This is a genomic window from Micrococcus sp. 093350064-1 (genome assembly GCF_053627955.1).
Genome location: NZ_JBSEYU010000012.1, coordinates 14,194 through 40,394, shown reverse-complemented (window position 1 = coordinate 40,394; position 26,201 = coordinate 14,194). Strand labels below are relative to the sequence as shown.

General features: G+C 74.6%; 22 protein-coding genes, 3 tRNA genes and 1 rRNA gene. 14 read left to right on the top strand and 12 right to left on the bottom strand.

Annotation, left to right across the window (positions count from 1 at the left end; genetic code table 11):
* Positions 1 to 216 precede the first annotated feature (216 nt).
* Positions 217 to 333: ribosomal RNA gene (rrf, locus tag ACUW6W_RS10890) — 5S ribosomal RNA — on the top strand.
* Between the two features lie 127 nt (positions 334 to 460).
* Here rrf and ACUW6W_RS10885 read toward each other — a convergent pair.
* A complete protein-coding gene (locus tag ACUW6W_RS10885; protein ID WP_036315952.1) occupies positions 461 to 889 on the bottom strand; it encodes a hypothetical protein in 429 nt (142 codons plus the stop codon).
* Positions 890 to 1,020: 131 nt separating this feature from the next.
* Between ACUW6W_RS10885 and ACUW6W_RS10880 the strand changes: the two genes are divergently transcribed.
* A tRNA-Pro gene (locus ACUW6W_RS10880) sits at positions 1,021 to 1,097 on the top strand.
* A gap of 65 nt (positions 1,098 to 1,162) precedes the next feature.
* On the opposite strand, the gene ACUW6W_RS10875 is transcribed toward ACUW6W_RS10880, so the two are convergent.
* The 5 genes from ACUW6W_RS10875 to ACUW6W_RS10855 all read right to left on the bottom strand — a co-directional run bounded on the left by ACUW6W_RS10875 (position 1,163) and on the right by ACUW6W_RS10855 (position 5,417).
* Positions 1,163 to 1,525 (bottom strand): GNAT family N-acetyltransferase, encoded by a 363-nt coding sequence (locus tag ACUW6W_RS10875; protein ID WP_060973519.1) that lies wholly within the window; start codon positions 1,523 to 1,525, stop codon positions 1,163 to 1,165.
* 57 nt (positions 1,526 to 1,582) lie between these two features.
* A complete protein-coding gene (locus tag ACUW6W_RS10870; protein ID WP_060973518.1) occupies positions 1,583 to 2,080 on the bottom strand; it encodes a carboxymuconolactone decarboxylase family protein in 498 nt (165 codons plus the stop codon).
* 92 nt (positions 2,081 to 2,172) lie between these two features.
* Positions 2,173 to 3,723: a DUF5129 domain-containing protein gene (locus ACUW6W_RS10865; RefSeq protein ID WP_060973517.1), complete on the bottom strand. Its 1,551-nt coding sequence runs from the start codon at positions 3,721 to 3,723 to the stop codon at positions 2,173 to 2,175.
* Between the two features lie 64 nt (positions 3,724 to 3,787).
* Positions 3,788 to 4,528 (bottom strand): NADPH-dependent F420 reductase, encoded by a 741-nt coding sequence (locus ACUW6W_RS10860; RefSeq protein WP_020625723.1) that lies wholly within the window; start codon positions 4,526 to 4,528, stop codon positions 3,788 to 3,790.
* A complete protein-coding gene (locus ACUW6W_RS10855; RefSeq protein ID WP_036382467.1) occupies positions 4,515 to 5,417 on the bottom strand; it encodes a fumarylacetoacetate hydrolase family protein in 903 nt (300 codons plus the stop codon). The genes ACUW6W_RS10860 and ACUW6W_RS10855 overlap by 14 nt, the downstream gene beginning before the upstream one ends.
* 65 nt (positions 5,418 to 5,482) lie before the next feature.
* Between ACUW6W_RS10855 and ACUW6W_RS10850 the strand changes: the two genes are divergently transcribed.
* The 4 genes from ACUW6W_RS10850 to treZ all read left to right on the top strand — a co-directional run bounded on the left by ACUW6W_RS10850 (position 5,483) and on the right by treZ (position 11,573).
* The gene (locus ACUW6W_RS10850) at positions 5,483 to 6,526 is read left to right on the top strand and encodes an aldo/keto reductase (RefSeq protein WP_095354053.1); all 1,044 of its coding nucleotides are present in this window, start codon (positions 5,483 to 5,485) and stop codon (positions 6,524 to 6,526) included.
* A 58-nt stretch (positions 6,527 to 6,584) separates the two neighbouring features.
* On the top strand, positions 6,585 to 7,043 hold the full coding sequence (locus tag ACUW6W_RS10845; RefSeq protein ID WP_020625726.1) for a hypothetical protein: 459 nt from the start codon (positions 6,585 to 6,587) through the stop codon (positions 7,041 to 7,043).
* A gap of 61 nt (positions 7,044 to 7,104) precedes the next feature.
* On the top strand, positions 7,105 to 9,585 hold the full coding sequence (treY, locus tag ACUW6W_RS10840) for a malto-oligosyltrehalose synthase (RefSeq protein WP_095354050.1): 2,481 nt from the start codon (positions 7,105 to 7,107) through the stop codon (positions 9,583 to 9,585).
* Positions 9,582 to 11,573, top strand: coding sequence for a malto-oligosyltrehalose trehalohydrolase (treZ, locus tag ACUW6W_RS10835; RefSeq protein ID WP_095354048.1), 1,992 nt, complete (start codon positions 9,582 to 9,584; stop codon positions 11,571 to 11,573). The genes treY and treZ overlap by 4 nt, the downstream gene beginning before the upstream one ends.
* 13 nt (positions 11,574 to 11,586) lie before the next feature.
* On the opposite strand, the gene ACUW6W_RS10830 is transcribed toward treZ, so the two are convergent.
* Complete coding sequence (locus tag ACUW6W_RS10830; protein ID WP_041103091.1) at positions 11,587 to 12,888, bottom strand: DUF4032 domain-containing protein; 1,302 nt, start codon at positions 12,886 to 12,888, stop codon at positions 11,587 to 11,589.
* A gap of 107 nt (positions 12,889 to 12,995) precedes the next feature.
* Here ACUW6W_RS10830 and ACUW6W_RS10825 point away from each other — a divergent pair, with 107 nt between their 5' ends.
* From ACUW6W_RS10825 to ACUW6W_RS10805, 5 genes are all read left to right on the top strand, one after another.
* Positions 12,996 to 13,868 carry a DsbA family protein gene (locus ACUW6W_RS10825; RefSeq protein ID WP_036315925.1) on the top strand — a complete coding sequence of 291 codons (873 nt, stop codon included), beginning with the start codon at positions 12,996 to 12,998 and terminating at the stop codon, positions 13,866 to 13,868.
* Positions 13,869 to 13,987: 119 nt separating this feature from the next.
* Positions 13,988 to 14,064, top strand: a tRNA-Thr gene (locus tag ACUW6W_RS10820).
* A 276-nt stretch (positions 14,065 to 14,340) separates the two neighbouring features.
* Complete coding sequence (locus ACUW6W_RS10815) at positions 14,341 to 15,792, top strand: S8 family peptidase (protein WP_225348292.1); 1,452 nt, start codon at positions 14,341 to 14,343, stop codon at positions 15,790 to 15,792.
* Between the two features lie 200 nt (positions 15,793 to 15,992).
* A tRNA-Val gene (locus ACUW6W_RS10810) sits at positions 15,993 to 16,066 on the top strand.
* A 166-nt stretch (positions 16,067 to 16,232) separates the two neighbouring features.
* Positions 16,233 to 18,149: a threonine/serine exporter family protein gene (locus ACUW6W_RS10805; protein ID WP_241247894.1), complete on the top strand. Its 1,917-nt coding sequence runs from the start codon at positions 16,233 to 16,235 to the stop codon at positions 18,147 to 18,149.
* Positions 18,150 to 18,162: 13 nt separating this feature from the next.
* Here the strand turns inward: ACUW6W_RS10805 and ACUW6W_RS10800 are convergent, their stop codons facing one another.
* Positions 18,163 to 18,840 (bottom strand): uracil-DNA glycosylase, encoded by a 678-nt coding sequence (locus ACUW6W_RS10800; RefSeq protein ID WP_041103087.1) that lies wholly within the window; start codon positions 18,838 to 18,840, stop codon positions 18,163 to 18,165.
* A gap of 36 nt (positions 18,841 to 18,876) precedes the next feature.
* Here ACUW6W_RS10800 and ACUW6W_RS10795 point away from each other — a divergent pair, with 36 nt between their 5' ends.
* The 3 genes from ACUW6W_RS10795 (at position 18,877) to groL (ending at position 22,169) form a co-directional block, all read left to right on the top strand.
* Positions 18,877 to 19,221 (top strand): DUF3263 domain-containing protein, encoded by a 345-nt coding sequence (locus ACUW6W_RS10795; RefSeq protein ID WP_230278137.1) that lies wholly within the window; start codon positions 18,877 to 18,879, stop codon positions 19,219 to 19,221.
* Positions 19,222 to 19,224: 3 nt separating this feature from the next.
* Positions 19,225 to 20,217 (top strand): LytR C-terminal domain-containing protein, encoded by a 993-nt coding sequence (locus tag ACUW6W_RS10790; RefSeq protein WP_041103085.1) that lies wholly within the window; start codon positions 19,225 to 19,227, stop codon positions 20,215 to 20,217.
* Between the two features lie 320 nt (positions 20,218 to 20,537).
* A complete protein-coding gene (gene groL / locus ACUW6W_RS10785) occupies positions 20,538 to 22,169 on the top strand; it encodes a chaperonin GroEL (protein ID WP_041103083.1) in 1,632 nt (543 codons plus the stop codon).
* 110 nt (positions 22,170 to 22,279) lie between these two features.
* On the opposite strand, the gene ACUW6W_RS10780 is transcribed toward groL, so the two are convergent.
* From ACUW6W_RS10780 to ACUW6W_RS10765, 4 genes are all read right to left on the bottom strand, one after another.
* On the bottom strand, positions 22,280 to 23,212 hold the full coding sequence (locus ACUW6W_RS10780) for a DUF4031 domain-containing protein (protein WP_041103081.1): 933 nt from the start codon (positions 23,210 to 23,212) through the stop codon (positions 22,280 to 22,282).
* Positions 23,213 to 23,280: 68 nt separating this feature from the next.
* A complete protein-coding gene (locus ACUW6W_RS10775; RefSeq protein WP_010079419.1) occupies positions 23,281 to 23,571 on the bottom strand; it encodes a WXG100 family type VII secretion target in 291 nt (96 codons plus the stop codon).
* Positions 23,572 to 23,626: 55 nt separating this feature from the next.
* Complete coding sequence (locus tag ACUW6W_RS10770; protein ID WP_041103078.1) at positions 23,627 to 25,432, bottom strand: sensor histidine kinase; 1,806 nt, start codon at positions 25,430 to 25,432, stop codon at positions 23,627 to 23,629.
* Between the two features lies 1 nt (position 25,433).
* On the bottom strand, positions 25,434 to 26,144 hold the full coding sequence (locus tag ACUW6W_RS10765; protein WP_041103075.1) for a response regulator transcription factor: 711 nt from the start codon (positions 26,142 to 26,144) through the stop codon (positions 25,434 to 25,436).
* Between the last annotated feature and the right edge of the window lie 57 nt (positions 26,145 to 26,201).

Genomic DNA, 26,201 nt, shown 5'->3' with positions numbered 1-26,201 from the left:
CTAATAGGCCGATGACTTACACACACTCTTATCCCATTGCTTGCTTCAAGGTGATGGGTTGGTGTTCGCGTCCACTGTGCGGTTGTCTGATTGCAACCGGCTGTCTGCTTGTTGGTGGGTGGTTGAGGTGTTTTGAATTGAATAGTGTCACTGTTGTGTGACCCGTAGGTTTCCCTGCTGTTGCCCGTGTTGAGGGTGGTGGTGTGGGGTTAGGGTTACGGCGGTCATAGCGTGGGGGAAACGCCCGGTTCCATTCCGAACCCGGAAGCTAAGGCCCACAGCGCCGATGGTACTGCAGCCGGGAGGTTGTGGGAGAGTAGGTCGCCGCCGGACATTCTTTGAGGGAGGGCCTCGCACTGTTGGTGCGAGGCCCTTCCCGCATTCCCGGGAGGATTCACCGGGCGGCCCCGTGCGATCTGCACGGGGCTTTCTGCGTTCCGGGTGCATTCACCCGCGGCGCTCAGAGCTCCTCGCCGGCCCGCAGTCGTGCCGTGAGCGCGCGGGTGAGTCGGCGGCGCAGCCGGCCGTGCTCCGTGCCCTGCTCCCGAAGGCGCGCGTGCACGGCGTCGGCATGGGCCGGCTTCTCCGAGTCGGGGAGTGCGAGGAAGTCGCGCAGCAGCGGCTCCAAGCGCCCGGTGAGGGCGAGCACGAGCTCCTGGGTCTCCACGGGCCGTGTGCGCTGCAGGCGAGTCCAGGCCGGCGCGTACTCGGCGGCGTGCTCGACCATCTCCCACGCGAGGGCCCAGCTGTCCGGGCGCAGTCGGTGCCGCTCCGCGCGCAACAGCTGTCGCAGGGCGGCCACGGCCTCCTCGAGCTCGGCGGCGGCCGGGGCGCCGTCGTCGTCGGGGGAGGGGCTCGCGGAGGAACGCGGGAACGGCCACCAGCTCATGCCGGCCTCTCTCGGATTCGCGGGGTGCGCAGAGGTCTCACGCGTGAGATTCTGCCCCGCATCTCGGTTTGGGGGCACCCGGTGTGGCTGGTATAGTCGCTCTCTGTTGGATTCAGGTCTGAGACCTCCAACGGGGTGTGGCGCAGCTTGGTAGCGCGCGTCGTTCGGGACGACGAGGCCGCAGGTTCAAATCCTGTCACCCCGACCAGAAAGAGCCCCCGCCGGATCGGCGGGGGCTCTTCTCGTCTCCGGGTGCTCACCGGGTGCGGTGCGTCAGTCCTGGCGGGACTCCAGGAACCGCAGATGCTCGGGGCCCGCCGGGTCCACTTCGCCGGCCACGTCGTCGTGTTCGTCCACCCAGTCCTTCACGTACGGGCACACGGGGACTATCCGGCGGCCCGCGGCCACGGTGTCCTTCAGCGCCTCGCGCACGAGGGTCGAGGCCAGACCCCGGCCCTCGTACTGGTGGTCGACCTTGGTGTGCGGGAAGATCCGCTGGGCCGGGCCGTCGGCGGTGTCGTCGTCGATCGCCACCGTGAAGCCGGCCACCGTGCCCGCGCCGTCGATGACGATCTCGTACCTCTCCCCGTTCTTGCGGACCTGCGGGTGCTCCAGGCTGGGGGTCTGCTCGGTCATGGTCGGTCCTCTCGTTCCTGGGTGGACCCCGCCGCCGGGCCGGCGGCGGGGAAGGGGTCAGCCGTCCCGGCGCCGCACGGGGTGATGGGACAGGATCGAGATGCGGTTCGTCAGGTTCATCACGATCGCGACCCACTGCACGGCCGCGTACTGGGCGTCCGTGAGCGCGGCGGCCGTGGAGGCCTGCACGTAGTTCAGCTGCTCCTGCTCGGGGAGGTCCGTGACCGCCTCGGCGAGCTCGAGCGCAGCGCGCTCCTGCTCCGAGTACACGGCCCCGGCCTCACGCCACGCCGGCAGCAGCCCCAGGCGCTGCACGCTCAGACCGGCGTCGGCACCCTGGCGGGTGTGCCGGTCCAGGCAGAACACGCAGCCGTTGAGCTGGGAGACCCGGAGGTTCACGAGCTCCACGAGCTGCCGGTCCAGTCCGGCCTGCTCGGCGGCGCCGCGCGCGGCCGAGGCCAGCGGCCCGACCGCGTGCCATGCCTCGGGCACGGCCTTGTCGAGGAAGAACGCGAGGGGGTCCTGGCGGGGTGCGGGGGTGTCAGCGGCGGTCATGGTCCTTCACTGGCTCGCAGAACGGGGCGGTGGGCCAGGGGCCGGGTGCCGGCCCCGGACGAGCTTCCGGCTCAGATCCGGCCCCGGCCGGCTCAGAATCGGCCGGACGAGCCCGCCCCGGAGAACGAGCCGCCCGAGGATCCGTAGCCGGTCCCGGAGGAGCTGGACTGCGCCTGGCGGTGGTCCTGGACGGACCGCTCGCCGGCCTGGTGGCCCGTGGTGAAGGCCACCACCGTCCAGTAGGCATCCGCCGGCAGCGCGGAGTCCAGGATCGAGCCGCGCGCGGACCGGGCCGGGCCACGGTGCGTGCGCAGCTCGTCGCGCAGCAGCTCACGCTCGGCCTCGTCCTTGCCGAAGGCCGCCACCTCGGCGTCGGCGAGGGCGGAGACCAGCCCGGTCAGGCGACGCCGCAGCGCATCCAGCTCGCCCAGCGCCGCGGCCGGGGTCAGGCGCTCGTCCTGGAGGTCCGCGCCCAGCGCCTCGAGTCGGTCCTGGGCCTCGGTGCGGAAGGACTCCAGCGCGGCGACGGCGGATCGGACGGGCCCGGCGGAGCCGACGGAGGAGGCCAGCGCGCCGACGGCGTCCAGGTCGGCCCGCAGCGGGGCGGTCTGCTGGTCCCACGCCGCCGGCCACCCCGGGTGGCGGTTGAGGAAGGTGTTCGCCGCGGCCACGGCGTCGTCGAGGCGGTCGAGCTCACGGGCGCGGTCCCGGACGTCCTCCGCGGCCCGGGCGTGCTCCGTGCGATGCAGGCTGCGCTCCGGCAGGGCCTCGAGGCGGTCCAGCTCCGCCGACGCGTCGAGCGCCTGGCGCCGGAAGCCGCGGAAGCGCTCCATCAGCGCGGCCGCGTGGGGCGAGTCCTCGGGCACCGTGGACGCGTTCACCTCGGTGGCGTCCATCTCCAGGGTGACGGAGGTCAGGTGGGTGCGGGCCTCGGCCAGCAGGTCGGCCGTCCGGCGGCGGCGACGCCGTCGGCTCGCGAGCGCCGCGGCCGCGGCGCCGCCGCCCGCCACACCGACGATCCCCGCGCCGAACCACAGTTCGGGAGCCTGCCACCAGGGGCGCCCGATCAGCTCGGCGGCGGCGTCCGTCACCTCCACGACCGTGTCCGTCCACCGGGCCGCACGGGCCGCCTCGTGTCCGGCCTCGCGCACCTCCCGCAGCCGGTCCGTGCTGAGCATCCGGTCCTCGCCCACGTACACCCCGATCAACCGGTTGTCCGGGTCGAGCGCCACGATCACGAGGCCGTCGGCCCATTTCTGGCCGTCCGCGCTGAGCCAGTCCGGGTGCTCCGCGCGAGCCCGCTCGAGCACCCGCCCGTTGAACGCCTGAGACGCGCGGTCGTCGTCCAGTGCGGACAGGTCCGGGCCGCGCTCGGTGACCACGGCGACGCGGGTCGGCTCCCGGAACTCGATCCCCGCCAGGTCACGGCGCAGCTGGGCGAGGTCGATCACGCCCGCGTCATCCACGAGCTCCACCTGGTCCCAGGCCACGGCGTGGGCCTGCGGCGCGGCGGCGCCCGTGACCCCCGCCGTGACCGGCAGGGCGACGACGGTGGCGGACGCCGCCGGTCCGGTGAGGGCGGCGGCGGACAGGGCGACCGCGGTGAGCGTGCGGCGGGCGGTGCGGTGCGTCGGACGGGTCACGGGGGCCTCCTGGGAGGGTCGGCGGTCCCGCCCAGCCTAGGTACCGCCGGGCGGGTGGCGCGCCTCAGCCGGTGGGCGCGTCGGCGAGCAGCGCGGCGAGCCGGCCGGCATCGTGCGCGGTGCCGAACCCCGCCGCCCCCGGCTCGAGGACCCCGGCCCGGTCGAGGCCCGTGTAGGGGACCGCGTCGAAGCCCATCGCGGTGACGAGGGCGACCACCGTGTCGCGCGCGGCGGCGACCGCGGCCGGCTCGGGCGCCGCGTCAGTCCGCTCGGTGCCCACCGCGAGGGCGCGGCGCGGGGCCGTGGCACGCCCGGCATCCTCCAGGTCGTGGTGCGAGATCTCCGAGAACGCGCGCACGACGGGCACGCACAGCCCCGCGGCGGCCCAGCGCGCGGCGATCCGGACGGAGCCGGGCGCGCCGTCGTCGTCGAGCCACGCCGGGACCGGCTCGTCCCCCCACGTGTTGGTCAGGTCCACCACGGCGCGCGTTGCCGGCCCGGCGAGGGCGAGCGGGTCGACGTCGTCGAGCGCCTCGCGCGGCACGGCCACGACGACGAGCTCCGCCTCCGCCGCCAGGTCCTCGGCCGACACGGCGACGGCCTTGGGCGCGTAGATCGTCAGGTGGCGCTGGACCGCCGCGGGGCGCCGCGTGCCCGCGACCATCACCCGCGGGGCGGCCGTGCCCGGGGAGAGGCGGGGGATGCGCGCGATCGCACGTGCCAGCGCGGTGCCCGCCCGCCCCGCACCGAGGATGCCGACGACGCGGGGCAGGGCGTCCGCCGGCGCCGCCTCAGACGAGCTCATTGCGCTGGCGTCCCAGCCCGGTGATCTCCACCTCGACGACGTCGTCGGGACGCAGCCACGGGCGGCGGCCCTCGGCGTCCCGGCGGGCCAGGGCGACCCCTGCGGGCGTGCCGGTCAGGATCAGGTCACCCGGGTTCAGGGTGATCAGCTGCGAGGCGTAGGAGACCAGCTCGGCGGGGGAGAAGACGACGTCGGCGACCCTGTCCTCCTGACGCAGCTCACCGTTGACGTGCGTGAGGACGCGCGCGTCCGCCGGGAACTCTTCCGGGGTGACCAGCCACGGACCCACGGGCGTCGAGGCCTCCCACACCTTGCCCTGCAGCCACTCGGAGGTGCGGCCCTGGAAGCCGCGCATGGAGATGTCGTTGGCCACCGCGTAGCCCGCGATGTGCTCCGGGGCGTCCTCGACGGCGATGCGCCGGCCCGGCTCCCCGACCACGATGCACAGCTCGCCCTCGTAGTCGACCCGGTGGTCCTCCTCGGGGACCTCGATCGGGTCCAGCGCACCCGTGAGGGACTGCGGGAACTTCGCGAACAGCGTCGGATGCTCGGGGCGCTCCAGGCCCGTCTCGTCGATGTGGTTCGTGTAGTTCAGGCCCACGCAGAACACCTTGGTGGGGAAGGGCACGAGCGTGTCGTAGACGAGGCCGGAGGTGTCCAGCAGGAGGGACCGGTCGGCCTGCGCCGCGCGGAGGGCACCCTCCACCATCTCCCGCTGCTCCTCCGGCGTGGCGGTGAGGTACTCGCCGACGTCGCGACAGTCCGGCAGGGCGACGGCGCGCACGGCGACCTCGGGGTCCTCGGGGTGCACGGAGGTGATGACCGCGGCGAACGTGGCGCCGGGGTAGGCGGCGTCGGAGTCGGGCTGGCGGAACGTGGCGAGCTTCATGGACCCATCCCATCACAGGGCGGCGGGTCCGGACCCGGGGCGGGCGGACGTGAGACGGTGAGGCCATGAGCACAGCCCCCACGCATCCGCCGCTCGACCTCGACCCGACTCCGGCCACCCCGATCGTCCTCGGGACCATGGCCTGGGGGTCCGTTCCCCCGCCGCCCCCGGACGCCGACCCGGGGGCGAGGCCGGAGGGGCCCGCGGGCGCAGCGCAGGCCGAGGCGGCCGTGGAGCGTGCCCGCCGCGCCCTGCGCGCCGGGATCGAGGCCGGCGTCGACCTGCTGGACACCGCGGACATCTACGGGGCCGGCCGCTCCGAGGAGACCGCCGGCCGGCTGCTGCACGAGCTGCCCTACGAGGAGCGCTCCGCCCTGAAGGTGCAGACCAAGTGCGGGATCGTCCTGCACGAGACGGACCCGGCCGGGCGGCGTCTGACCCGCTACGACTCCTCGCCCGAGCACGTGCGCGCCTCGCTGGAGGGCTCGCTGTCCCGCCTCGGCGAGCAGCGCGTGGACACCCTGATCATCCACCGGCCCGACGTCCTCACGCCCGTGGCCGACACCGTGCGCGCCTTCCTCGACGCGCGGGAGGCGGGCCTGGTCGGCAAGCTGGGCGTCTCCAACCTCGGCGTGGGCCGCGTCCTCGAGTTCCAGCGCGAGCTCGAGAGCCAGGCGGCGGACGGGACCGGGCTGGCGTGCGTCCAGGTCGAGCTCGGCCTGCACCACCGCACCCTCGTGGAGGCGGTCGTGCTCGCCAACCACCCGGACGCCCCCGCGGACGCCGACGCCGGGCGCCTCGGCCCGGTGTGCGCCGCGGAGGGGATCGAGCTGCAGGCCTGGGGTCCGCTGGGGCAGGGTCGGTTCAGCTCCGGCGACGACGGCGCGGCCGGCGTCGTCGGCGAGGTCGCGGCGGAGCTGGGCGTCAGCCGGGAGGCCGTGGTGCTCGCCTGGCTGCTGCGCCTGCCGTGGGGCGTGCGGCCCGTGATCGGCACCCAGGACCCGGAGCGCGTCGCCGCGTGCGCCGAGGCGGCCTCCGTGGCCGAGGCGATGGACTCCGCGCAGTGGCACCGCCTGTGGACCGCGGCGCGGGGCCGGCCGCTGCCTTGACGAGGCGCGACCGGCCGCGTGCCCTCCCGCCGGAGTGAGGCCTGTGTCACACTGGGACATGGACTTTGCGAACGTCGACCTCGTGACCCCCTGGATCCTCTACTGGCTGGCCTCACTGACCCTCGTGGTCGGCGGCACGCTCGTGGTCGTCGGCCTGTGGCGTGCCCGGCGGCACCGGCGCTTCGCCGCGACCCACGGCCGCAACCCGGAGATCGGACTCCTCGAGGACACCCGCACCCAGCGCGGGGTCGGGGCTGTCGCGCTCGCGGCCGCCGTCGCCCTCGGCGCGACGGGCGCCGTCCTGCACGTCCAGGGTCTGGACGCGTTCCGCGGCAACCTCGAGGCGAAGTACGGCTACACCGCGGTGGACCGCATCCGCCAGTCCGGCCCCGGCTTCGTGGCCGATCTGACCCAGGCCGACGGCACCGTGCTGCGCGACGAGATGGTCCTGCTGGAGTCCTCGGGCGAGCCCGTCGTCGGGGAGGACATCTTCGCCCGTCCGGTCGAGACGCGTTGACCTTCCCGCCCCGGCCCGTCGGGCCTGATGCCGCGTCGGGGGCCTCTGTTAGCGTCGCCGCGTGAGCACCTCGACCGTCCGTTCCGCCCCCGCGTCCACCTACCGGCTCCAGGTCAGCCCGGATCTGCCGCTGGAGTCCGTGGCCGGGCTCGTGCCCTATCTGCGGCGCCTGGGCGTGGACTGGCTCTACCTCTCGCCGCTGCTCGAGGCCGAGCCCGGCTCCGACCACGGGTACGACGTCGTGGACCCCACCCGGCTGGACGCCGCCCGCGGCGGGGCCGAGGGGCTGGACATGGTCGCGCGCGCCGCGCACGAGGCGGGCATGGGCGTGCTCGTGGACATCGTGCCGAACCACGTGGGCGTGGCCACGCCCCAGGCCAATCCGGCGTGGTGGGACGTGCTCACCCACGGTCCCGAGGCGGCGCATGCGGCGTGGTTCGACGTGGACTGGGCGGCCGGCGGCGGGTCCCTGCTCATCCCCGTGCTGGGAGACGGCCCTGACGGGGACGCGGACGCGGAACTGGACCGTCTCGTCGTCGACGCCGAGGGCGGCCGTCTGCGCTACTGGGACAACGTCTACCCCCTCGCCCCCGGATCGCTCGAGGCGGCCGAGGCGGAGACCGGGCTGCGCGCCGCGGAGGTCTTCGCGGCGGCGGACCCGGCGAAGGAGCCGACCGCGGAGCAGGTCCGCCTGGCCCGCGCCGTGCACGAGCGCCAGCACTACCGGCTGGTCGGCTGGCGCCGCGGCGACGCCGAGCTGAACTACCGCCGGTTCTTCACCGTCACCACGCTCGCGGGCGTCCGGGTGGAGGAGCCCGAGGTCTTCGACGCCGTCCATGCCGAACCCGCCCGCTGGGTCCGCGAAGGGCTCGTGGACGGGCTGCGCGTGGACCACCCGGACGGCCTGGCGGACCCGGCCGGCTACGCGCGACGCCTGCGCTCCCACGTGCTCCCGGAGGGCTACCTCGTGGTGGAGAAGATCCTCGAGCCCGGTGAGGCGCTGCCCGCGGACTGGCCCGTGGACGGGACCACCGGCTACGACGCGCTCGGCGAGGTCGAACGCGTCTTCATGCACCCCGACGCCGCGGGCGATGAGGCCGAGGACGCGCGCCGTCGTCGGGAGTGGGACGAGGCCGTGGTGCGGGCCAAGCACGACGTGGCCACCGGCTCCCTCGCGGCCGAGACCGCCCGGCTGGTCCGGGAGGTCCGCGCCGTGCACGCCCTCGGTGCCCACCCGGACGAGGACGTGGCCGCCGCGTTCGCCGCCGTGCTCGCCCGCCTGCCCGTGTACCGCACCTACCTGCCCGTGGGCCTGGCCGTGCTCGAGGGCGCGCTGGCGGACGCGGCCGCGGCGGAGCCGGCCCTCGCCGACGTGCTCGGCGACCTGCGGCCCGAGCTGACCGACCCGGACTCGCCCGTGGCCCGCCGGTTCCAGCAGACCTCCGGCATGGTGATGGCCAAGGGCGTCGAGGACCGGTCCTTCTACCGGTACACCCGGTGGGCCAATCTGAACGAGGTCGGCGGAGACCCCTCCCACGTCGCCCTGTCCCTGGCCGACTTCCACGCCGCCCAGCAGGCGCGCCAGGCCGCCTGGCCGACGGCCATGACCACCCTGAGCACCCACGACACCAAGCGCGGCGAGGACGTGCGCGCCCGCATCGCCGTGCTCGCCGAGGAGCCCGACCGCTGGGCCGCCGAGCTCGCGGAGCTGAGGCGCCTCCACCCGCTCGGCCACCCCGACGCGGAGCGGCTGCTCTGGGAGTCCATCGTGGGGGTCTGGCCCACGGACGGCACCACGCCGGAGGAGGAGCGGATCCTCGGCTTCCTGCAGAAGGCCTCCCGCGAGGCGGCCCTGGCCACCACCTGGACGGACCAGGACCCCGAGTTCGAGGCCCGGCTCGCCGCACTCGCCGCCGCCGTCACCTCCCCCGAGGGGCCTGCCCGGGGCGTGCTCCAGGCCGTCGCGGACCGCATCGCCGAGCCCGGCCTGGTGGTCCAGCTCGGCCACAAGCTCGTCCAGCTCGCCGCCCCCGGCGTCCCCGACGTCTACCAGGGCACGGAGGTGCCCTTCCCCACCCTCGTGGACCCGGACAACCGCCGCCCCGTGGACTTCGCGGCCCGGGCCGACCTGCTGGACCGCCTCGACGCCGGCCACACGCCCGGCCTCGACGACCCCGCCGCCGCCAAGCTGGCCGTCGTGGCCGGCGTGCTGCGCGCCCGCCGCGACCGGCCCGAGCTGTTCACCGGCCACCGCCCGCTCGACGTCTCCGGCCCCGCCGCCGAACACGCGATCGCGTTCGACCGGGGCGGGGCGCTCGCCGTGGCCACGCGCTGGCCCGTCCGCCTCGCGGCCGCGGGTGGCTGGGGCCAGACCGTCGTGACCGTGCCGGCTGGGCGGTGGGAGGACGCCGTCACCGGCCACCCCGTCCACCCGGACGCGCGCGGCGCCGTGCGCCTCGACGAACTGCTCAGCACCCTGCCCGTCGCGCTGCTCGTCCCGGCGCACGCCCCGTCCGACCGCCGAGAGAGGACCGCCCCGTGACCGAGCCCCGTCCGGCCGACGCCCCCGCCCCGGGCCTGCACCCGATCGGCTCCGACCCCGTGGACCCCGCCGCGGCCGAGCGGGCCGCCGTCGACGCCGCGCGCGCCATCCCCTACGCCGTCTGGGCGCCGCACGCCGAGAGCGTCGACCTCGTCCTCGTCGACACCGAGCCCGGCGCCCTGCACGACGCCGAGGACCGCTGGCCCGTCGCCGCCGTCGTGGCCATGGCCCCCGCCGCCGGAGGCTGGTGGACGCCCACGGAGGACCCGCTGGCCGCCCTTGGCCTCGACGCCGCCCAGCCGCCGGCCGACCCCGGCTACGGCTACCGCGTGGACGGGGCGGACCCCGTGCCGGACCCCCGCTCCCGCCGCCAGCCCGACACGGTCCACGGGCCCTCCCGCCGCGACGTCGCCGGCCGCGTCTTCGCGTGGCCGGACGAGGGCTGGGCCGGGCCGCCCGGGGTGGAGTCCGATCCGGCCGCGCCCCAGGGCGGCGGCCTGCGCGGCGCCGTCCTCTACGAGCTGCACGTGGGGACCTTCACGGCGGAGGGGACCCTCGACGCCGCCATCGCCCGCCTGCCGCACCTGAGGGACCTCGGGGTCACCCACGTCGAGCTGCTGCCCGTGAACTCCTTCTCCGGCCCTCGGAACTGGGGCTACGACGGGGTGGCGTGGTTCGCCGTCGACGAGTCCTACGGCGGCCCCGCCGCCTACCGCCGCTTCGTGGCCGCCGCCCACGCCGCCGGCCTCGGCGTGGTCCAGGACGTCGTGCACAACCACCTGGGCCCCTCCGGCAACTACCTGCAGGTGTTCGGGCCGTATCTGGGTCAGGGCGGCACCGGCTGGGGCGACGGCCTGAACCTGGACGGCGCCGACTCGGACGAGGTGCGCCGGCTCGTCCTGGACAACGTCCGCTTCTGGCTCGAGGAGATGCGCGTGGACGGGCTGCGCCTCGACGCGGTGCACGCCCTGCGGGACGCCCGCGCCGTGCACCTGCTCGAGGAGATGGCCGCGCTCGCGGACGGGATCGCGGCCCGTGCCGGCCGACCCGTGCCCCTCGTGGCCGAGTCCGACCTCAACGACCCGCGTCTGGTGCTGCCCCGCGAGGCCGGCGGGCTCGGCCTCGCCGCGGCCTGGAACGACGACGTCCACCACGCCCTGCACGTGGCCGCGACGGGGGAGACCCACGGCTACTACGCGGACTTCGCCCCGCTGGAGGCGGTGGCCAAGGTCATGGAGCGCACCTACTTCCACGACGGCACCCGATCCACCTTCCGCGGCCGCGACCACGGGCGCCCCGTGCCGGACGCCCTCCCCAACCATGCGTGGGTGGCCAGCATCCAGAACCATGACCAGGTGGGCAACCGCGCCGGCGGCGACCGCACCGCGGCCGCCCTGTCCGAGGGCGCGCTCGCGGCCGAGGCCGCCCTGCTGCTGACCGGCCCGCACGTGCCGATGCTCTTCATGGGGGAGGAGTTCGCGGCCTCGACGCCGTGGCCGTTCTTCACCTCGTTCCGCGAGCCCGAGCTCGGGGACGCCGTCCGGCAGGGACGTCGCCGCGAGTTCGCTGCCCACGGCTGGGACCCGGCCGACGTCCCCGACCCGCAGGACTCCGCCACGCGGGACGCGGCGGTGCTGGACTGGGCGGAGGCCGCGGGCGGCGCGGACGGCCACGGCCGCGGGGCGCGCGTGCTCGCCGCCTACCGCACCCTGATCGGCCTGCGCCGCACGCTGCCCCAGCTCACCGACCCTCGCCGCGACCGCGTCCGGGCCGAGGTGGACGCGGCCCGGCGCCACGTGCGCCTCACCCGCGCCGGCGAGGACGCCGACGTCATCCTGCTCGTCGCCCTCGGCGCGGAGCCGCTGCCCGTGCCCGCGGGCCTGACGCGGGCCGAGCTCCTCGCCGGCCACGGCGACGACGGCCCCCTCGGCCCCGGCGCGGTGCCGGCGGCGGTCCCGGCCCCCGGCTTCCTGCTCCTGCGCCGCTGAGCCGCGGCCGGCGTCAGTCCGCGTCCGCGGGTGGGACGGCGCGCAGCATGGTGGTCGTGGGGTGCAGCGCCACCGCGTCCTCGTCGCGGCGGGTCCGCAGCACCGTGTCCACGTAGGAGTCCACCGCCTCCTGCAGGGGCACGGCCTGGCCGCGGGCCTCGGAGAGGTACCAGCGGTGCTCGAGGAGCTGGTGCATCACCTCGGCGGGCTCGAGCTTGGCCCGCAGCTCGAGGGGCACCGAGTGGACCACGGGGTCGAACACCTCCACCACCCAGCGGTGCGCCGCGCTCTCGATGTCCATGTACGGGTCCCACTCCCGGCGGGCGGCCTCGATGTCGACGAGCAGCCGCCGGGCCTGGTTCTCCTGGACTTCGAGTCCCGTGAGGCGGGTCAGCCGACGGCGGTGGTAGCCCGCGTGGATCTCGACGGGCCGGGCGATCATCATCCCGGGGGCGTCGGCGGCGCGCAGTGAGTACTCGGCCAGCTCGAACCCGAGCTCCTGCAGGCGGCGGACGCGGCGGTCCAGGCGCCACGGCTCGGCGCGGGGGAACAGCAGAGGCTCGGTCAGCTCGTCCCACAGCCGTCGGTAGGACGCCACGAGCAGGTCCGGCGTGGTGACGGGGTCCACCTCCGGGTCCAGCAGCCCGCTGGCCTGCAGGTCCAGCAGCTCGCCGCCCACGTTCACGGCGGCCACGTCCAGGTCGTGCTCGCGCTGGCCGTTGGACAGCCGCTCCCGCAGCTCGCCGGTCTCGGCGTCCACCAGGTGAGCGGCGAACCCGCCCGCGTCCCGCCGGAACAGGACGTTGGACAGGGAGACGTCACCCCAGATGAACCCCTCGAGGTGCAGTTCCACGAGCAGCGTCGCCAGCGCGTCCATGAGCCGCACGAGGGTGCGGCGCTCGAGGCGCTCCGAGAACACGGCGCGGTACGGCAGGGAGAAGCGCAGGTGCCGGGTGACGAGGGCGGCGGGCAGCGGCGTGCCGTCGTCGTGGGTGCGCCCGGTGACCACGGCCACCGGCACCACCGACGGCGCGGGGCCCCGCTCGAGCCGGCGCAGCAGCCGGTACTCGTGGAACGCGAGCTCCTCCGTGGTCTCCTTCACCGCCACGATGCCCCCGCCCATGCGGGCGAAGCGCACCACGTGACGGGAGATGCCCCGCGGCAGAGCCGCCAGCACCTCACGCGGCCACGTCTCGAGGGGGAGCGCCCAGGGCAGGGCGAGCAGCGACGTCGCCGGGTCCTCGGAGGCGTCCCCCGAGGGGGCCCCCGTGATGGTCAGTCGATCGACGGGGGAGGGGGTCTCGACGGTGTCCATGGTCACGATCCTTCCAGACAGGGCCGCTATGCTCGCCTGGCGCGGCGCGCCCGCTGCCCGCCGGCTCCGGTGCTCGACCCGGACCGACTGCCCCACGAGGAGGACCCTTGGCCCGGAACACGTCAGGCTCGCACACCTCGGCGAAGGACGCCCGTGCGCGTGCCCGCCAGATCCAGGAGGAGCAGCGCAGGAAGGACCGCCGCCGCCGCACCGGCGTCATCTGGGGCTCGGTCCTCGCGGCGGTGCTCGTGATCGGCCTCGTCGTCGCGTTCGTGCTCAACCGCAACGGCGACGACGCCGCGGCCGCCGGCCCCATCCCCGCCGTGACGAACGAGCAGGGCGGCATCGAGTTGACCTCGGCCACGGGCCTGGCGGAGGGCGCGGGAGAACGCGAGGTCGACCCCTCGAGGATCGAGGTGCCGAAGCAGTCCGCGAGCTCCCAGCCCGAGACCCTGCCGGACACCGAGGCCCGGGCGGACGGCGAGCCGACGCGGATCGTGCTCTACGCGGACTTCAACTGCGTGCACTGCGCGGACTTCGAGACCTCCAACGCGGACCAGATCGAGCAGTGGCTCGAACAGGGCGAGGCCACGGTCGAGTACCGGATGGTGGACTACCTGAGCGCCCCGAACAACCAGAACTACTCGGCCCGCGCCGCCAACGCCGCGTACTGCGTGGCGGACCAGAAGCCCGAGGCCTACAACGGCTTCGTGGCCGCCCTGTTCGCCACCTACGACGAGCACCAGGGCAAGGGCCTGGACAACGCGGCGATCACGCAGCTCGCGCAGGAGCACGGCGCGGACATCGCCTCCTGCGTCGAGGACGGCACGTTCCGCTCCGCGGTCGAGCACACCACCCGCCAGGCGCGCGTCGCCGGCGTGGCCGGCACCCCCACCGTGTTCGTGGACGGGAAGAACTGGGCCCTCGACGGCGAGGACAAGACCTTCGCCGATTGGGCGGGCGCCAAGATCGCCGGCTGACCCGGCTGACCCGTCGCCGAGGTCCGCGGGGCGTCCCCACGCAGGGGGCGCCCCGCGCCGTCCGCCCGGGCCTTGTACGCTGGAAGGGCCGGCCGCGGCGCCCCGGGCGCCGGCCGCAGGCCTCCTTAGCTCAGCTGGCCAGAGCAGCTGCCTTGTAAACAGCAGGTCGCCGGTTCGAATCCGGCAGGGGGCTCCACCCCACCGCGGGCCCGACGGCGCCGCGCACCTCCGCCGGGAGGGCGCGGCGCCGTCGTCGTGTCCGGCGCGGGCCGACGCTGGGGCGCCGCTGTGCGCGCCCGTGGCCATCCGCCGGGCTTGGCTGGCGGATCCGCCAGAGATGCCTCGACCATCCGCCAGACTTCGACCCTGGGCCTCGTCGTGACGGAATCGTGACCTTACCGTGATCCCAGTCACCCCGGCCCGAGCCCCTCGGGCACCCGCGTCCGGTGGCCCAGAACTCCGAGGAGATCCCGTGCAGTCCTCCCCACTCCGCAGCACCCGCCGCCGCATCGGCGCCCTCGTGGCCGGCGCCGTCCTCGCCGGCGGGACCCTGACCTCGTCCCCCGCGCTCGCGGCCCCCTCCGGCGACGCCCCCGCCGCACCGGCAGCCACCCCGACCGCCGCCTCGCCCCTGGCGGCGGCGCAGGTCGAGGACCCGAACGCCGACGGCTACGACTCCTTCATCGTCACCTACAAGGAGACCGCCGCCACCGCCCACGCGAAGGGCCGAGCCAACGCCTGGGGCAAGGCCGCGAAGGAGGCCGGCGTCTCCGTGAAGGAGCTGCGTGAGACCGCGCTCGGCTCCCGCGTGGTCAAGGCGGACCGCAAGCTGGATCAGGCCGAGTCCGCGAAGTTCATGGCCGACCTGAAGGCCTCCGGGGCGGTCGAGGCCGTGGAGCCGGACGCCATCCTCACCGCCACCGGCCTGAGTCCCGTGGACGCCCTCTACTCGCAGCAGTGGGGCTTCACCGGCACCCACGGCATGCGGGTCCCCGGGGCGTGGGACCGCACGACGGGCTCCGGTGCGACCGTGGCCGTCATCGACACCGGCATCACCTCCCACCCGGACCTCGACCGCAACGTCGTGCCCGGCTACGACTTCATCTCCGACGGCAGGGCGGCGCGCGACGGCGGGGGCCGCGACTCCAACCCGCGCGACGAGGGCGACTGGTACGCCGCCGGCGAGTGCGGCACCGCCGGTGCCTCCGACTCCTCGTGGCACGGCACCCACGTGGCGGGCACCGTCGCGGCCGTGGCCGACTCCCAGGGTGTCGTCGGCGTGGCCCCGAACGCGAAGATCCAGCCCATCCGCGTGCTCGGCAAGTGCGGCGGTTCGCTGTCCGACATCGCCGACGCGGTCGTGTGGGCCGCCGGCGGCACCGTGGCGGGCGTGCCGGCCAACCCGAACCCGGCGGACGTCATCAACATGTCCCTCGGCGGCTCCGGCACGTGCGGCACCACCTACCAGAACGCGATCAACGCGGCCGTCTCCCGCGGCGTGCCCGTCGTCGTGGCGGCGGGCAACGAGAACCAGCCCGCCGCCAACGTGCGCCCGGCCAACTGCCGGAACACCATCGTGGTGGCCGCCTCCACCTCGCAGGGCGCCCGCGCCTCGTTCTCGAACTACGGCTCCGCCGTGGACGTGACCGCCCCGGGCGCGAACATCATCTCGACCGTGAACAACGGCGCCACCACCCCGACGACGGCCGGCCACGCCGCCTACAACGGCACCTCGATGGCCACCCCGCACGTCGCGGGCCTGGCCGCCCTGCTGCTGGCCGAGCGGCCGAGCCTCACCCCGGCCCAGGTCGAGTCCACCCTCAGGTCCACGGCCCGGTCCATGCCCGTGTCCTGCTCCGCGGGCTGCGGCGCCGGCCTGGCGGACGCCGCCAGGGCGGTCTCCTCCCTCGGTGGCAGCTCCTGACCGGAGCCCGCCCCGGGCGCCGGGACCTCGTTGGTCGCCCAGGGCGGTTTCGAGCCCGGCGCCACGCTGACCGACGCCTGACGTGCTCGTCGGCTCTCGATGGCCGCTCCGCCGTGCGCGGGGTGGCCGTCGCCCGGGTGGACAGGCGGCGCCGCCTGAGGTATCGTTCTTCGAGTTGTCACCCCCATGGGGCGACGCCCGGATCTTTAGCTCAGTTGGTTAGAGCGTTCGCTTCACACGCGAGAGGTCGCTGGTTCGAGTCCAGTAAGATCCACCGCAGCAGGGCCCTCCTCCGGGAGGGCCCTTTCGCGTCCCCGGGCCGCGGTGCCGACGGCCCCGGCGGGGGAGGTGCCGGCGTGGTTGGATGGACGCGTCGGCGGGGCTCGGCCCACCGCCGTGGCGCGTCCAGCGCCCGCACACGGAAGGAGAGGGTGAGCCGCATGGAGCAGGAGGGCACCCAGGAGCCGGCGCGGTTCGACCCCCGCATCGCGGAGCCCCCGGCCGTCCCCACGCTCATCCCCGTGCTGCGCCCGGCCGGCGCCGAGGACGCCGCCGCTGTCGGCGACCTCACGCTCGACCCGGAGGACCCCGGCCTGCTCGACCTCGACCCGGCGGAGTCGGCCCACCCGGCCGCGGTCGCCGTCGAGCCGACGGAGCCGCTGCCGCCCGTGGTCCGCCCCGCCGCCGCCGATCCGGTCTCGGCGCCGGAGCCGCAGCCGGAGGAATCGGCCGAGCCGGAGGCGGAGACGCTGCCGGAGCCGGCCGCGGACGCGCCCCTGACCGAGCCGCCGCTGTCCGAGCAGGTGCCCACCTCCGTCCTGGCGCCCGCGGAGGCCGACGGCGCCCTGCCCGCCCCGGATGTGATCCCCGCGCCGGACATCACCGTCCCGGACCCGGTGGTCCCCGCGGGTCCGCCCGAGAAGCGCGGGCGTCGGCGCGGCCGGCGCTCCCGCGAGGTCTTCGTCGAGAACCTGCCGACGCAGGCGCTCGTGCTGGCCGACCGCCTGCACTCCTCGCCGTACGGGCGCCGCATGCGCTCCACGCTGCAGCAGCGCCGCGCGGAGGCGCAGGCCCTTGAGGCCCGCACGACCCTGGACTTCGCGCTCAAGCTGGGCGAGACGATGTTCAGCTTCGGCGCGGCCTCGCTGGACGTGGAGACCTCGATCATCGTGGCCACGCAGGCCTACGGGATCCTCGAGACCGAGGTGGACCTGACCAACCAGTCCATCTCCCTGAACTACGCGCCCGACTCCTCACGCGGCGAGGCCCCGTTCACCCTCCAGCGGGTGGTCCGCTCGTCCTCGGTGAACTTCGAGGGGCTCGTGGCCGTCCACCGGCTCGTCGAGGAGATCGCCGCGGGCGAGGTGGACCGGGCCGAGGCCCAGCGCCGGCTCGTGGAGATCCGGCATCAGCCCAAGCCGTTCCCCGCCGTCTTCGAGGTCCTCTTCTCCGGCGTGTTCGTGGCCTGCTTCGTGCCGTTCATCGGCGGGACCTGGACGGGCGCGGCCCTGGGCATGGTCTCCACCTGGCTGGTCTTCTGGCTCAAGGTCCAGGCGGACAAGGCGCGCTTCCCGGAGATCTTCTCCACGATGTTCGGGGCGATCACGGCCACGGTGATCGCGCTGATGGCCCACGCCCTCGACCTGCCGGTCAACCCGGCGCTGGTGATCGCCGGCGGCATCATGATGCTCCTGCCCACGGCGAGGTTCGTCACCGCGGTGCAGGACGCCATCCACGGCTTCCCGGTGACCGCCGCGGGCCGCTTCCTCTCCGCGCTGCTCGTGTTCGCCGGGGTGATGGCCGGGATCATGATCGCCGTGGGCATCGGGGATCTCGTGGGATTCGAACAGCTGGACCTGGCCGAGGCGGGGACGCTGAGCTATCCGCCGCTGCTGCTGCTGGGCCTCGTGATGGCCGCGGGCATGGCGGACGCGGTGGTGGAGCAGTCGCGGTGGCCGCAAATCCTGGCCTGCGGTCTCGTGTCCGGGGCCGGCTTCGGCGCGTACCTGGCAGCGCAGCAGATCGGGGTCAGTGACCGGCTGGTGCCCGCGGTCGCCGCGGCGGCGGTCGGGTTCCTCGGCCGCCTGGTGGCCCAGCGGCTCGCGGCCCCGGCGCTCGTGATCGTCCTGCCGTCCATGCTGTTCCTGCTTCCCGGACTCACCATGTTCCGGTCCGTCTACGGGTTCACCGTGGAGACCGGGGCCACGCTGCTGGGCGTCGAGGGACTGTTCAACGCCGCGGTCATCGTCGTGGCGATCGCGGCCGGCGTCGCCTTCGGCAACACCCTGGCCAAGCCGATCACCGACCGGATGGGCACGCTGCTGCCCACCGAACTCGTGATGCACCAGCGCGGCTGACCGGCGGCCCGGCTCAGTCGGGCAGGCGCCAGTCCACCGGGGCCGCGCCGGCCGCCTCGAGGAGCCGGTTCACCCGGCTGAACGGCCGGGAGCCGAAGAACCCGCGGTGGGCGCTCAGGGGCGAGGGATGCGGGGACTCCACGACGCCGGCCCCCGCCGCCGTCAGCAGCGGCGCCATGCGCCGCGCGTCGGCTCCCCACAGCAGCCCCACGAGCGGGGTGCCGCGCGCGCAGAGGGCCCGCACCGCGGCCTCCGTGATCTGCTCCCAGCCGAGGCCGCGGTGGCTGCCGGGTGCGCCGGCCCGCACGCTGAGGGCGCGGTTCAGCAGCAGCACGCCCTGGTCCGTCCACGCGGAGAGGTCGCCGTGGGCGGGCGGGGTGATGCCGAGGTCGTCGTGCAGCTCCCGGTGGATGTTGGCCAGGGAGCGGGGCAGCGGCCGCACGTGGCGGTCCACCGCGAAGCTCAGGCCGATCGGATGGCCCGGCGTCGGGTAGGGGTCCTGGCCCAGCACGAGGACGCGGACGTCCGCGAACGGCTGACGGAACGCCCGCAGGATGTGCTCCGGTGCCGGCAGCACCTGCTCTCCGGCCGCCCGGCGGACCCGCAGCCGCTCTCCGACCTGCTCGAACGCGGCGGCCTGCGGGGCGAGGGCCGCCTCCCAGCCCGGATCCAGGGGCGCGATGAACTCCATGCCCCGAGGGTAGACCGGGTGGGTACAGTGGCCGCCATGTCCCACCCCACGCCCGTCTCGCCCGATCCGGCCCCGGACGAGGGTGCCCGCGCGGGGGCGCGGCGGGACGAGCTGACGGACCTGGAGCGTGCGGTCCTGGACCTGGAGGCCGACACCTGGCGGTACGGCGGGGCCAAGGACCACGCCGTCCGTGAGCGTCTGGGGCTGTCTCCGACCGCCTATTATCAGGTGTTGAACGGACTGCTGGACCGTGAGGCCGCCCTGGCCTACCGACCCCTGCTGGTCACGCGGCTGCTGCGCAAGCGCGGCACCCGCAGCCGGGCCCGGAGGGGACCCGCGGATCCGGCGCCGTCCACGCCCGCTTCCCGCCAGGAGAACTGACCCATGGCCTACCAGCCCGACCGCTTCGACGAGGTCCCCGAGTACACGGACCAGCGCGGCGCGCACCGCGAGTCCTTCGCCGCCGCCGGCGCGACCGCCACGGGCGGGGGTCGCCGCCTGAGCCCGCTGCTCTGGGTGGCCGGCCTCGTCCTGCTCGCCGGCCTGTTCGTGGGCGTCGTCCTGCCGTGGCTCACCGGTGACCGCTCGGAGCCCGTCGCCGCCGAGAGCTCGACGACGGCCCCGGCGGCCGAGACGTCGACGTCGGCGTCGGCGTCGGCGTCGTCCGAGTCCTCCTCGGCGTCCTCCGCGTCGGCGTCGACTGCACCCGCGACCGAGTCCCCCACCCCGTCCGAGGACGCGGCGGAGGCGTCCCGTTCCGCGGCCGCGGCCGAGTCCTCGCGGGCGGCGCAGGAGGCGGCCGCCGCCGAGGCCGCCGAGTCCTCTCGAGCCGCCGCCGAGGCCGCCGAGGCCGCCGAGTCGTCCCGTGCCGCCGCCGCGGCACAGGCGGCGGAGGCCTCGCGTTCCGAGGCCGCCGCGCAGTCCGCAGAGGCGTCTCGGTCGGCGGCGGCCGCCCAGGCGGCGGAGTCCTCGCGCGCCGCCGCGTCCCGTTCGGCCGCCCAGGCGGCGGAGTCCTCGCGCGCCGCCGCGTCCCGTTCGGCCGCCGCGGCGGACGCCTCGCGCTCGCAGTCCGCGGCCGCGTCGAGCTCTCGTGCGGCCGCGCAGTCCGCGGCCGTGCGCGGCACCCACGTCACCGTGTACAACGCGACCCGTACCCAGGGCCTCGCCGCCTCCTACGCGCAGCGGCTCACGAGCGCCGGCTACACCTCGGTGGACGCGAAGAACTGGAGCGGCTACGGCATCCAGTCCTCCACCGTCCTGTACAACGGCTCGGCCAACAAGGCCGCCGCCGAGGCGGTCGGCAAGGAGCTCGGCTTCCCGGTCATGCAGACCCCGAACCTGCAGGTGAACGGCGTCGCGGTGGTCGTCACCGGCTGACCCGCCCGCCGTGCGGCCGTGCCGGACGCGCACCCTTCCCGGCCCCCCGGCGGGGCGCCTCCCGAGGCGTTCTGCCGGGGGCCGTCCGCCGTCCGCGGAAGAGCGGGCTCCCGCACCGCGGACCCTTTGCACTCTCCCGGTGCGAGTGCTCATAATGGGGTTAGCACTCCGAAGGCGCGACTGCCAGCCGTACCCCGGTCGGTCCGGCGCCGTGGAGGAGGACCTGTCCACCGATGAGGCCCCCAGGGGCCGTCCGTCGCGGGCATCGGCGCGGGTCAGCCACCAGAAGTAGGAAGCCGACGTACAGAAAGGACCTGCACATGGCCAAGACCATCGCATTCGACGAAGAGGCCCGCCGCGGCCTGGAGAAGGGCCTGAACACCCTGGCCGACGCCGTGAAGGTGACCCTCGGCCCCCGCGGCCGCAACGTGGTGCTGGAGAAGAAGTGGGGCGCCCCCACCATCACCAACGACGGCGTCTCCATCGCCAAGGAGATCGAGCTCGAGGACCCGTACGAGAAGATCGGCGCGGAGCTCGTCAAGGAGGTCGCCAAGAAGACCGACGACGTCGCCGGCGACGGCACCACCACCGCCACCGTGCTGGCCCAGGCGCTGGTCCGCGAGGGCCTGCGCAACGTGGCCGCGGGCGCCGACCCGCTGTCCCTGAAGCGCGGCATCGAGAAGGCCGTGGAGGCCGTCACCTCTGAGCTGCTCTCCGCCTCCCGCGAGATCGAGACCAAGGACCAGATCGCGGCCACCGCCTCGATCTCCGCCGCGGACAAGCAGATCGGCTCCCTCATCGCCGAGGCCCTGGACAAGGTCGGCAAGGAGGGCGTCATCACCGTCGAGGAGTCCAACACCTTCGGCCTCGAGCTCGAGCTCACCGAGGGCATGCGCTTCGACAAGGGCTACATCTCCGGTTACTTCGTGACCGACGCGGACCGCCAGGAGGCCGTCCTCGAGGATCCCTACATCCTCATCGTCAACTCGAAGATCTCCTCCGTGAAGGACATGGTGGCGATCCTCGAGAAGGTCATGCAGTCGGGCAAGCCGCTGCTGATCATCGCCGAGGACGTCGAGGGCGAGGCCCTGGCCACCCTCGTGGTCAACAAGATCCGCGGCACCTTCAAGTCCGTGGCCGTGAAGGCCCCGGGCTTCGGTGACCGCCGCAAGGCCATGCTCGCCGACATCGCCATCCTCACCGGCGGCCAGGTCATCTCCTCCGAGGTGGGCCTGTCCCTGGAGAACGCCACCCTCGACCTGCTGGGCTCCGCCCGCAAGGTGGTCATCACCAAGGACGAGACCACCATCGTGGAGGGTGCCGGCGACGCCGAGCAGATCGCCGGCCGCGTGGCACAGATCCGCTCCGAGATCGAGAACACCGACTCGGACTACGACCGCGAGAAGCTGCAGGAGCGCCTCGCCAAGCTGGCCGGCGGCGTGGCCGTCATCAAGGCCGGCGCGGCCACCGAGGTGGAGCTCAAGGAGCGCAAGCACCGCATCGAGGACGCCGTGCGCAACGCCAAGGCCGCGGTGGAGGAGGGCATCGTCGCCGGCGGCGGCGTGGCCCTGATCCAGGCCGGCGCCAAGGCGTTCGGCGGCCTGCAGCTCGAGGGCGACGAGGCCACCGGCGCGAACATCGTCAAGGTCGCCATCGAGGCCCCGCTGAAGCAGATCGCCTTCAACGCGGGCCTGGAGCCCGGCGTCGTGGCGGACAAGGTCAAGACCCTCGACGACGGCCACGGCCTGAACGCCGCCACCGGCGAGTACGAGGACCTGCTGGCCGCCGGCATCAACGACCCGGTGAAGGTGACCCGCTCGGCCCTGCAGAACGCCGCGTCCATCGCGGGCCTGTTCCTGACCACCGAGGCCGTCGTCGCGGACAAGCCCGAGAAGGCCGCCGCCGGCGCCGAGGGCATGGACCCGATGGGCGGCATGGGCGGCATGATGTGATCAGCCGCTGAGCCGGCCCGACCCGTTCGGACGCCCAGCCTGCGAGGCCCGTCTCCCCGTCCGGGGAGGCGGGCCTCGCCGCGTTCCGGGCCAGCACCGAGGCGCCCCGCTCAGGCCGACAGCGCGGCTCGTTCCGCCGCCAGATTGCGGCGGGCGGCGGCCTCCCAGCGCGCTCGGCCGGGCGCGGTCCGATACAGCCGCTCGGCGCCCAGCAGGGCGTCCAGCACCGCGCCGCGACCGCGGGCCCAGTCCGCGTCGGACACGTGCGCGTAGTCCCGCCGCACCGCGGCCACGTAGCGGGCGTAGGCCTCGGGGGAGCGGCCGAGGACCTCGAGGTCCGCGTCCGAGAACACCGCCCCGGCCGCGTCGTGCGGGGCCGGGTCGTGGGCGGCGGTGAGCAGCACCAGGCGTGCCACCTCGTCGACGACGTCGGCCGGCACGGCCAGCCGCGGATCGGTGAGCACGTCCCGGGCCAGGGCGGCCGAGTCCGCCTCGTCCTGGCCGGCGGGCGCGGTGGGGTCCCCGGCGTAGACGGCGTCGTGGAACCACGCGGCCAGGCGGACCGCACGCGGATCCGGTCCGGTCTCCGCCCCCGCCCGCTCGAGCAGGTCCACGGACTCGAGCACCGCGAGCAGGTGGGCCGGGTCGTGGTAGTGCCGATGCGGCTCCGTCCAGCGGGCCAGCAGGTCGCGACCCGCCGTCGTCACCGCATCTGGGCTCGCCGCCGTGCCCTCGAACAGCCGCGCCCAGCGCCGGGCGAGGACCACGTCCCGCTTCTCGGCGCGGCTCCGGGCGGGCACGCGCAGCCCCGAGGCGGCGAGGCGGCGCACCAGCTCCCGTCCGCTGACGGGCACCGCCCCGCGGGCCACGAGCTCGGCACGTCGGTGCGCGGGCACGTCGTAGTGGTCCCGGTCGAAGGCCCGCTCCGAGAGCCCCGCCGCCCGCGCGAACGCGTGGAGCTCCTCGAGGGAGGCGTCGGAGACGAGGTGGGAGAACACGGTGCCGTGGGCGGGCCACGCGGGTGGGTCGATCAGGACGGTCATGCCCCCACTCTAGGAAGCGCGGACCGGGGGCGCGGCCGGCCGGCCGCACCCCGGTCCGCGCCGGGCGCTCAGAACCGGAACATCGCGGCGTTGGCGGTCTCCGCGTCCTGGTACTGGGTGGCGGCGGCGTCCATCGCGCGGCGGATGCCCGCCAGGGACTCCTCCACGCGCTGCTGGGTGGCGCGCCACTCGGTGAGCACGCCCTGGAAGTTCGCGGCCGCCTGGCCGCGCCAGGTGTCCTGCAGCTGGCGCAGGTTGGCCTCCATGGTGCTCACCTCCGCCTGGAGGCGGCCGATGGAGCCCTCCACCGCCCCGCTCTTGGCCCGCAGGTCCTCGACGTCGATCTGCACGATGCTCATGTGACTGTCCCCTCTGATGAGTGCTGATGGGCGGCGGGTGCCGCCGGGCACCACGCTAGGGACGCGCGTCGCGCCCGGCCGCCGGGTCGTCCCCGCCTGGGGACGGGGCGTCGGCCTGAGGCGCCTGTGCAGGAGCAGACACCCGGCGGCGGCGCTCGGCCGAGGCGCGACGGAACCGCTCCGCCGCCCGCAGCAGGCGGCTGCGCCGGGCGGCGTCCGCGGCGCTGGCGCCGGCTCCTGACGGCGCGGTCAGGGCGAGGGGGCCGCTGGGCGGACCGGCCGCGTCGTCGTCGGTGTCCTGCGCGGACGGGCGCTCGTCCTCGACGTCCTCGTCCGCCTCGTCCTCGAACGGCGCCCACGGCAGGTGGACGGAGAAGGTGGCGCCGCCGCCCTCGGTCTCCAGCAGCCGGACGGAGCCGCCGTGCTGGGCCACGATCGCCGCGACGATGGCCAGGCCGAGCCCCGTGCCGCCCGTCTCGCGGTGCCGGGAGGTGTCCGCGCGGTAGAACCGCTCGAAGATGCGGGCGCGGTCCTCCTCGGACACGCCCGGCCCGTGGTCACGGATCTCGATCACGGAGCTGCGGCCCGCGCCGTCCGCCCCGGCCTGGCCGCCGAGGTGGTCGACGGTGCCGACCGCGATCTCGATGGGGGTGCCGGCGGGGGTGTAGCGCAGGGCGTTGGCCATGAGGTTCACCACCACCTGGCGCATCCGGTTCTCGTCGCCGAGGATGGGCGCCGGGGCCGCCCGGTCGCCGTCGGGGCCCACGAGGGTGACCTTGCGGTCCGGGGCGTTCACGGAGGCGTCCATCATGGAGTCCATCGCGAGGATGAGCAGGTCCACCGGGGCGTGCTCGAGGGGGCGCTGCTCGTCGAGGCGGGCCAGGGTGAGCAGGTCCTCCACGAGGCGGGTCATGCGGGTGGCCTCGGACTCGATGCGCTGCATGGCGGCGGCGACGTCCTCCTCCTCGCGCAGCCCGCCGTGCCGGTACAGCTCGGAGAATCCGCGGATGGTGACCAGGGGGGTGCGCAGCTCGTGGGAGGCGTCCTGCACGAAGCGGCGCATCTTGTCCTCGGAGATCTCCTTGTCCCGGAACGCGGACTCGATGTGCGCGAGCATGGCATTGAGGGAGCGGGAGAGCCGGCCCACCTCGGTGTCGGGCGCCGCGCTCTCCACGCGCTGGCTCAGGTCGCCGGCGGCGATCTTGGCGGCGGTGCGCTCCACGCGGTTCAGGGTGCGGAACGCGCGCTGGACCGCCAGGTTGGCCACGATCACGGTGCCCGCCGTCGCGAGCAGGCCGATGGTCACGACGATCGAGGTGACGCGCTCGACGGAGGAGGTCACGCTCTGCAGGGGAAGGGCCACGGCCATGGTGCCGTCGCCGCTGCTGAGCCCGTACAGCTGCACGCGCCAGCCGCTCGAGTCCGGCTGTGTGCCGGGCACCTCGAAGGAGGCGGAGCCGCGCTCCAGGGCCTCGGCCGGGGTGATGTCCGGCAGGGCCGGCTCGTCCGCACCCGGCATCACCGGGGTCTGGACGACCCGCGCGCCCTCGTTGTCCCACACGACGCCGTAGAAGCGCAGGATGGGCAGCTGCGGCATGTAGTACTCGCCGGTCTGGGCGACGTTGGCCAGGTACATCGAGACGGTGTCCCGGTTGGCGGCCATGTCCTCGTCCAGCTGGCGCACCGCCTCCTGGCGGAACAGCACCGCGGTCGCCACGGCGGTCACGGCGACCAGGGCCAGCATGAGCGCCGCGATCATCACGACCAGCTTGGTGCGCAGGGACTGCCCCTGCCACGCGCCCCTCAGCCAGGCGCGCGGATGGCGGACGCGGGCCGCCGCGGCGTCGAGCCGCGCACGCACGTCAGCGCTTGTCCGCGGTGCGGAGCATGTAGCCGACGCCGCGCTTGGTGTGGATCATCTTCTCGCGGCCGCCGACGTCGATCTTGCGGCGCAGGTAGGAGATGTAGGACTCGACGATCGAGGCGTCCCCGTTGAAGTCGTACTCCCACACGTGGTCCAGGATCTGGGCCTTCGAGAGCACCCGGTTCGGGTTCATCATGAGGTAGCGCAGCAGCTTGAACTCGGTGGGGGAGAGCTCCACGACCTCGCCGCCGCGGCGGACCTCGTGCGCGTCGTCGTCGAGCTCGAGATCGTCCACGCGCAGCACCGCCGCGTCGTCGTCGTCGAGGGAGGCAGTGCGGCGCAGCACGGCGCGGATGCGGGCGACCACCTCGTCGAGGGAGAACGGCTTGGTCACGTAGTCGTCACCGCCGACCGTCAGGCCGGTGATCTTGTCCTCGGTGCCGTCCCGCGCGGTGAGGAACACGACGGGGAAGTGACGGCCGGCGGAGCGCAGGCGGCGGGTCACGGTGAAGCCGTCCATGTCCGGGAGCATCACGTCCAGCACGGCCAGGTCCGGCTGGAACTCCTCGGCGGCGTCCAGGGCCTCCCGGCCGTTGGCCGCGGCCGTGACCTCGAAGCCGGCGTAGCGCAGGGACGTGGAGAGCAGCTCGCGGATGTTGGGCTCGTCGTCCACCACCAGGAGGCGTGCTTCGGGGTTCTGAGGCTGCATGGGGCCCAGTCAACCGCCCCGACCTGGGAACACCCTGAAAGGGTGCTGGATGTCACG

What these genes read in the sequence shown, in the direction of transcription:
- ACUW6W_RS10885 (WP_036315952.1), bottom strand. Translation starts at nt 889, where the DNA reads ATGAGCTGGTGGCCGTTCCCGCGTTCCTCCGCGAGCCCCTCCCCCGAC.
- ACUW6W_RS10875 (WP_060973519.1), bottom strand. Translation starts at nt 1,525, where the DNA reads ATGACCGAGCAGACCCCCAGCCTGGAGCACCCGCAGGTCCGCAAGAAC.
- ACUW6W_RS10870 (WP_060973518.1), bottom strand. Translation starts at nt 2,080, where the DNA reads ATGACCGCCGCTGACACCCCCGCACCCCGCCAGGACCCCCTCGCGTTC.
- ACUW6W_RS10860 (WP_020625723.1), bottom strand. Translation starts at nt 4,528, where the DNA reads ATGAGCTCGTCTGAGGCGGCGCCGGCGGACGCCCTGCCCCGCGTCGTC.
- ACUW6W_RS10855 (WP_036382467.1), bottom strand. Translation starts at nt 5,417, where the DNA reads ATGAAGCTCGCCACGTTCCGCCAGCCCGACTCCGACGCCGCCTACCCC.
- ACUW6W_RS10850 (WP_095354053.1), top strand. Translation starts at nt 5,483, where the DNA reads ATGAGCACAGCCCCCACGCATCCGCCGCTCGACCTCGACCCGACTCCG.
- ACUW6W_RS10845 (WP_020625726.1), top strand. Translation starts at nt 6,585, where the DNA reads ATGGACTTTGCGAACGTCGACCTCGTGACCCCCTGGATCCTCTACTGG.
- ACUW6W_RS10830 (WP_041103091.1), bottom strand. Translation starts at nt 12,888, where the DNA reads ATGGACACCGTCGAGACCCCCTCCCCCGTCGATCGACTGACCATCACG.
- ACUW6W_RS10805 (WP_241247894.1), top strand. Translation starts at nt 16,233, where the DNA reads ATGGAGCAGGAGGGCACCCAGGAGCCGGCGCGGTTCGACCCCCGCATC.
- ACUW6W_RS10800 (WP_041103087.1), bottom strand. Translation starts at nt 18,840, where the DNA reads ATGGAGTTCATCGCGCCCCTGGATCCGGGCTGGGAGGCGGCCCTCGCC.
- ACUW6W_RS10795 (WP_230278137.1), top strand. Translation starts at nt 18,877, where the DNA reads ATGTCCCACCCCACGCCCGTCTCGCCCGATCCGGCCCCGGACGAGGGT.
- ACUW6W_RS10790 (WP_041103085.1), top strand. Translation starts at nt 19,225, where the DNA reads ATGGCCTACCAGCCCGACCGCTTCGACGAGGTCCCCGAGTACACGGAC.
- groL (WP_041103083.1), top strand. Translation starts at nt 20,538, where the DNA reads ATGGCCAAGACCATCGCATTCGACGAAGAGGCCCGCCGCGGCCTGGAG.
- ACUW6W_RS10780 (WP_041103081.1), bottom strand. Translation starts at nt 23,212, where the DNA reads ATGACCGTCCTGATCGACCCACCCGCGTGGCCCGCCCACGGCACCGTG.
- ACUW6W_RS10775 (WP_010079419.1), bottom strand. Translation starts at nt 23,571, where the DNA reads ATGAGCATCGTGCAGATCGACGTCGAGGACCTGCGGGCCAAGAGCGGG.
- ACUW6W_RS10765 (WP_041103075.1), bottom strand. Translation starts at nt 26,144, where the DNA reads ATGCAGCCTCAGAACCCCGAAGCACGCCTCCTGGTGGTGGACGACGAG.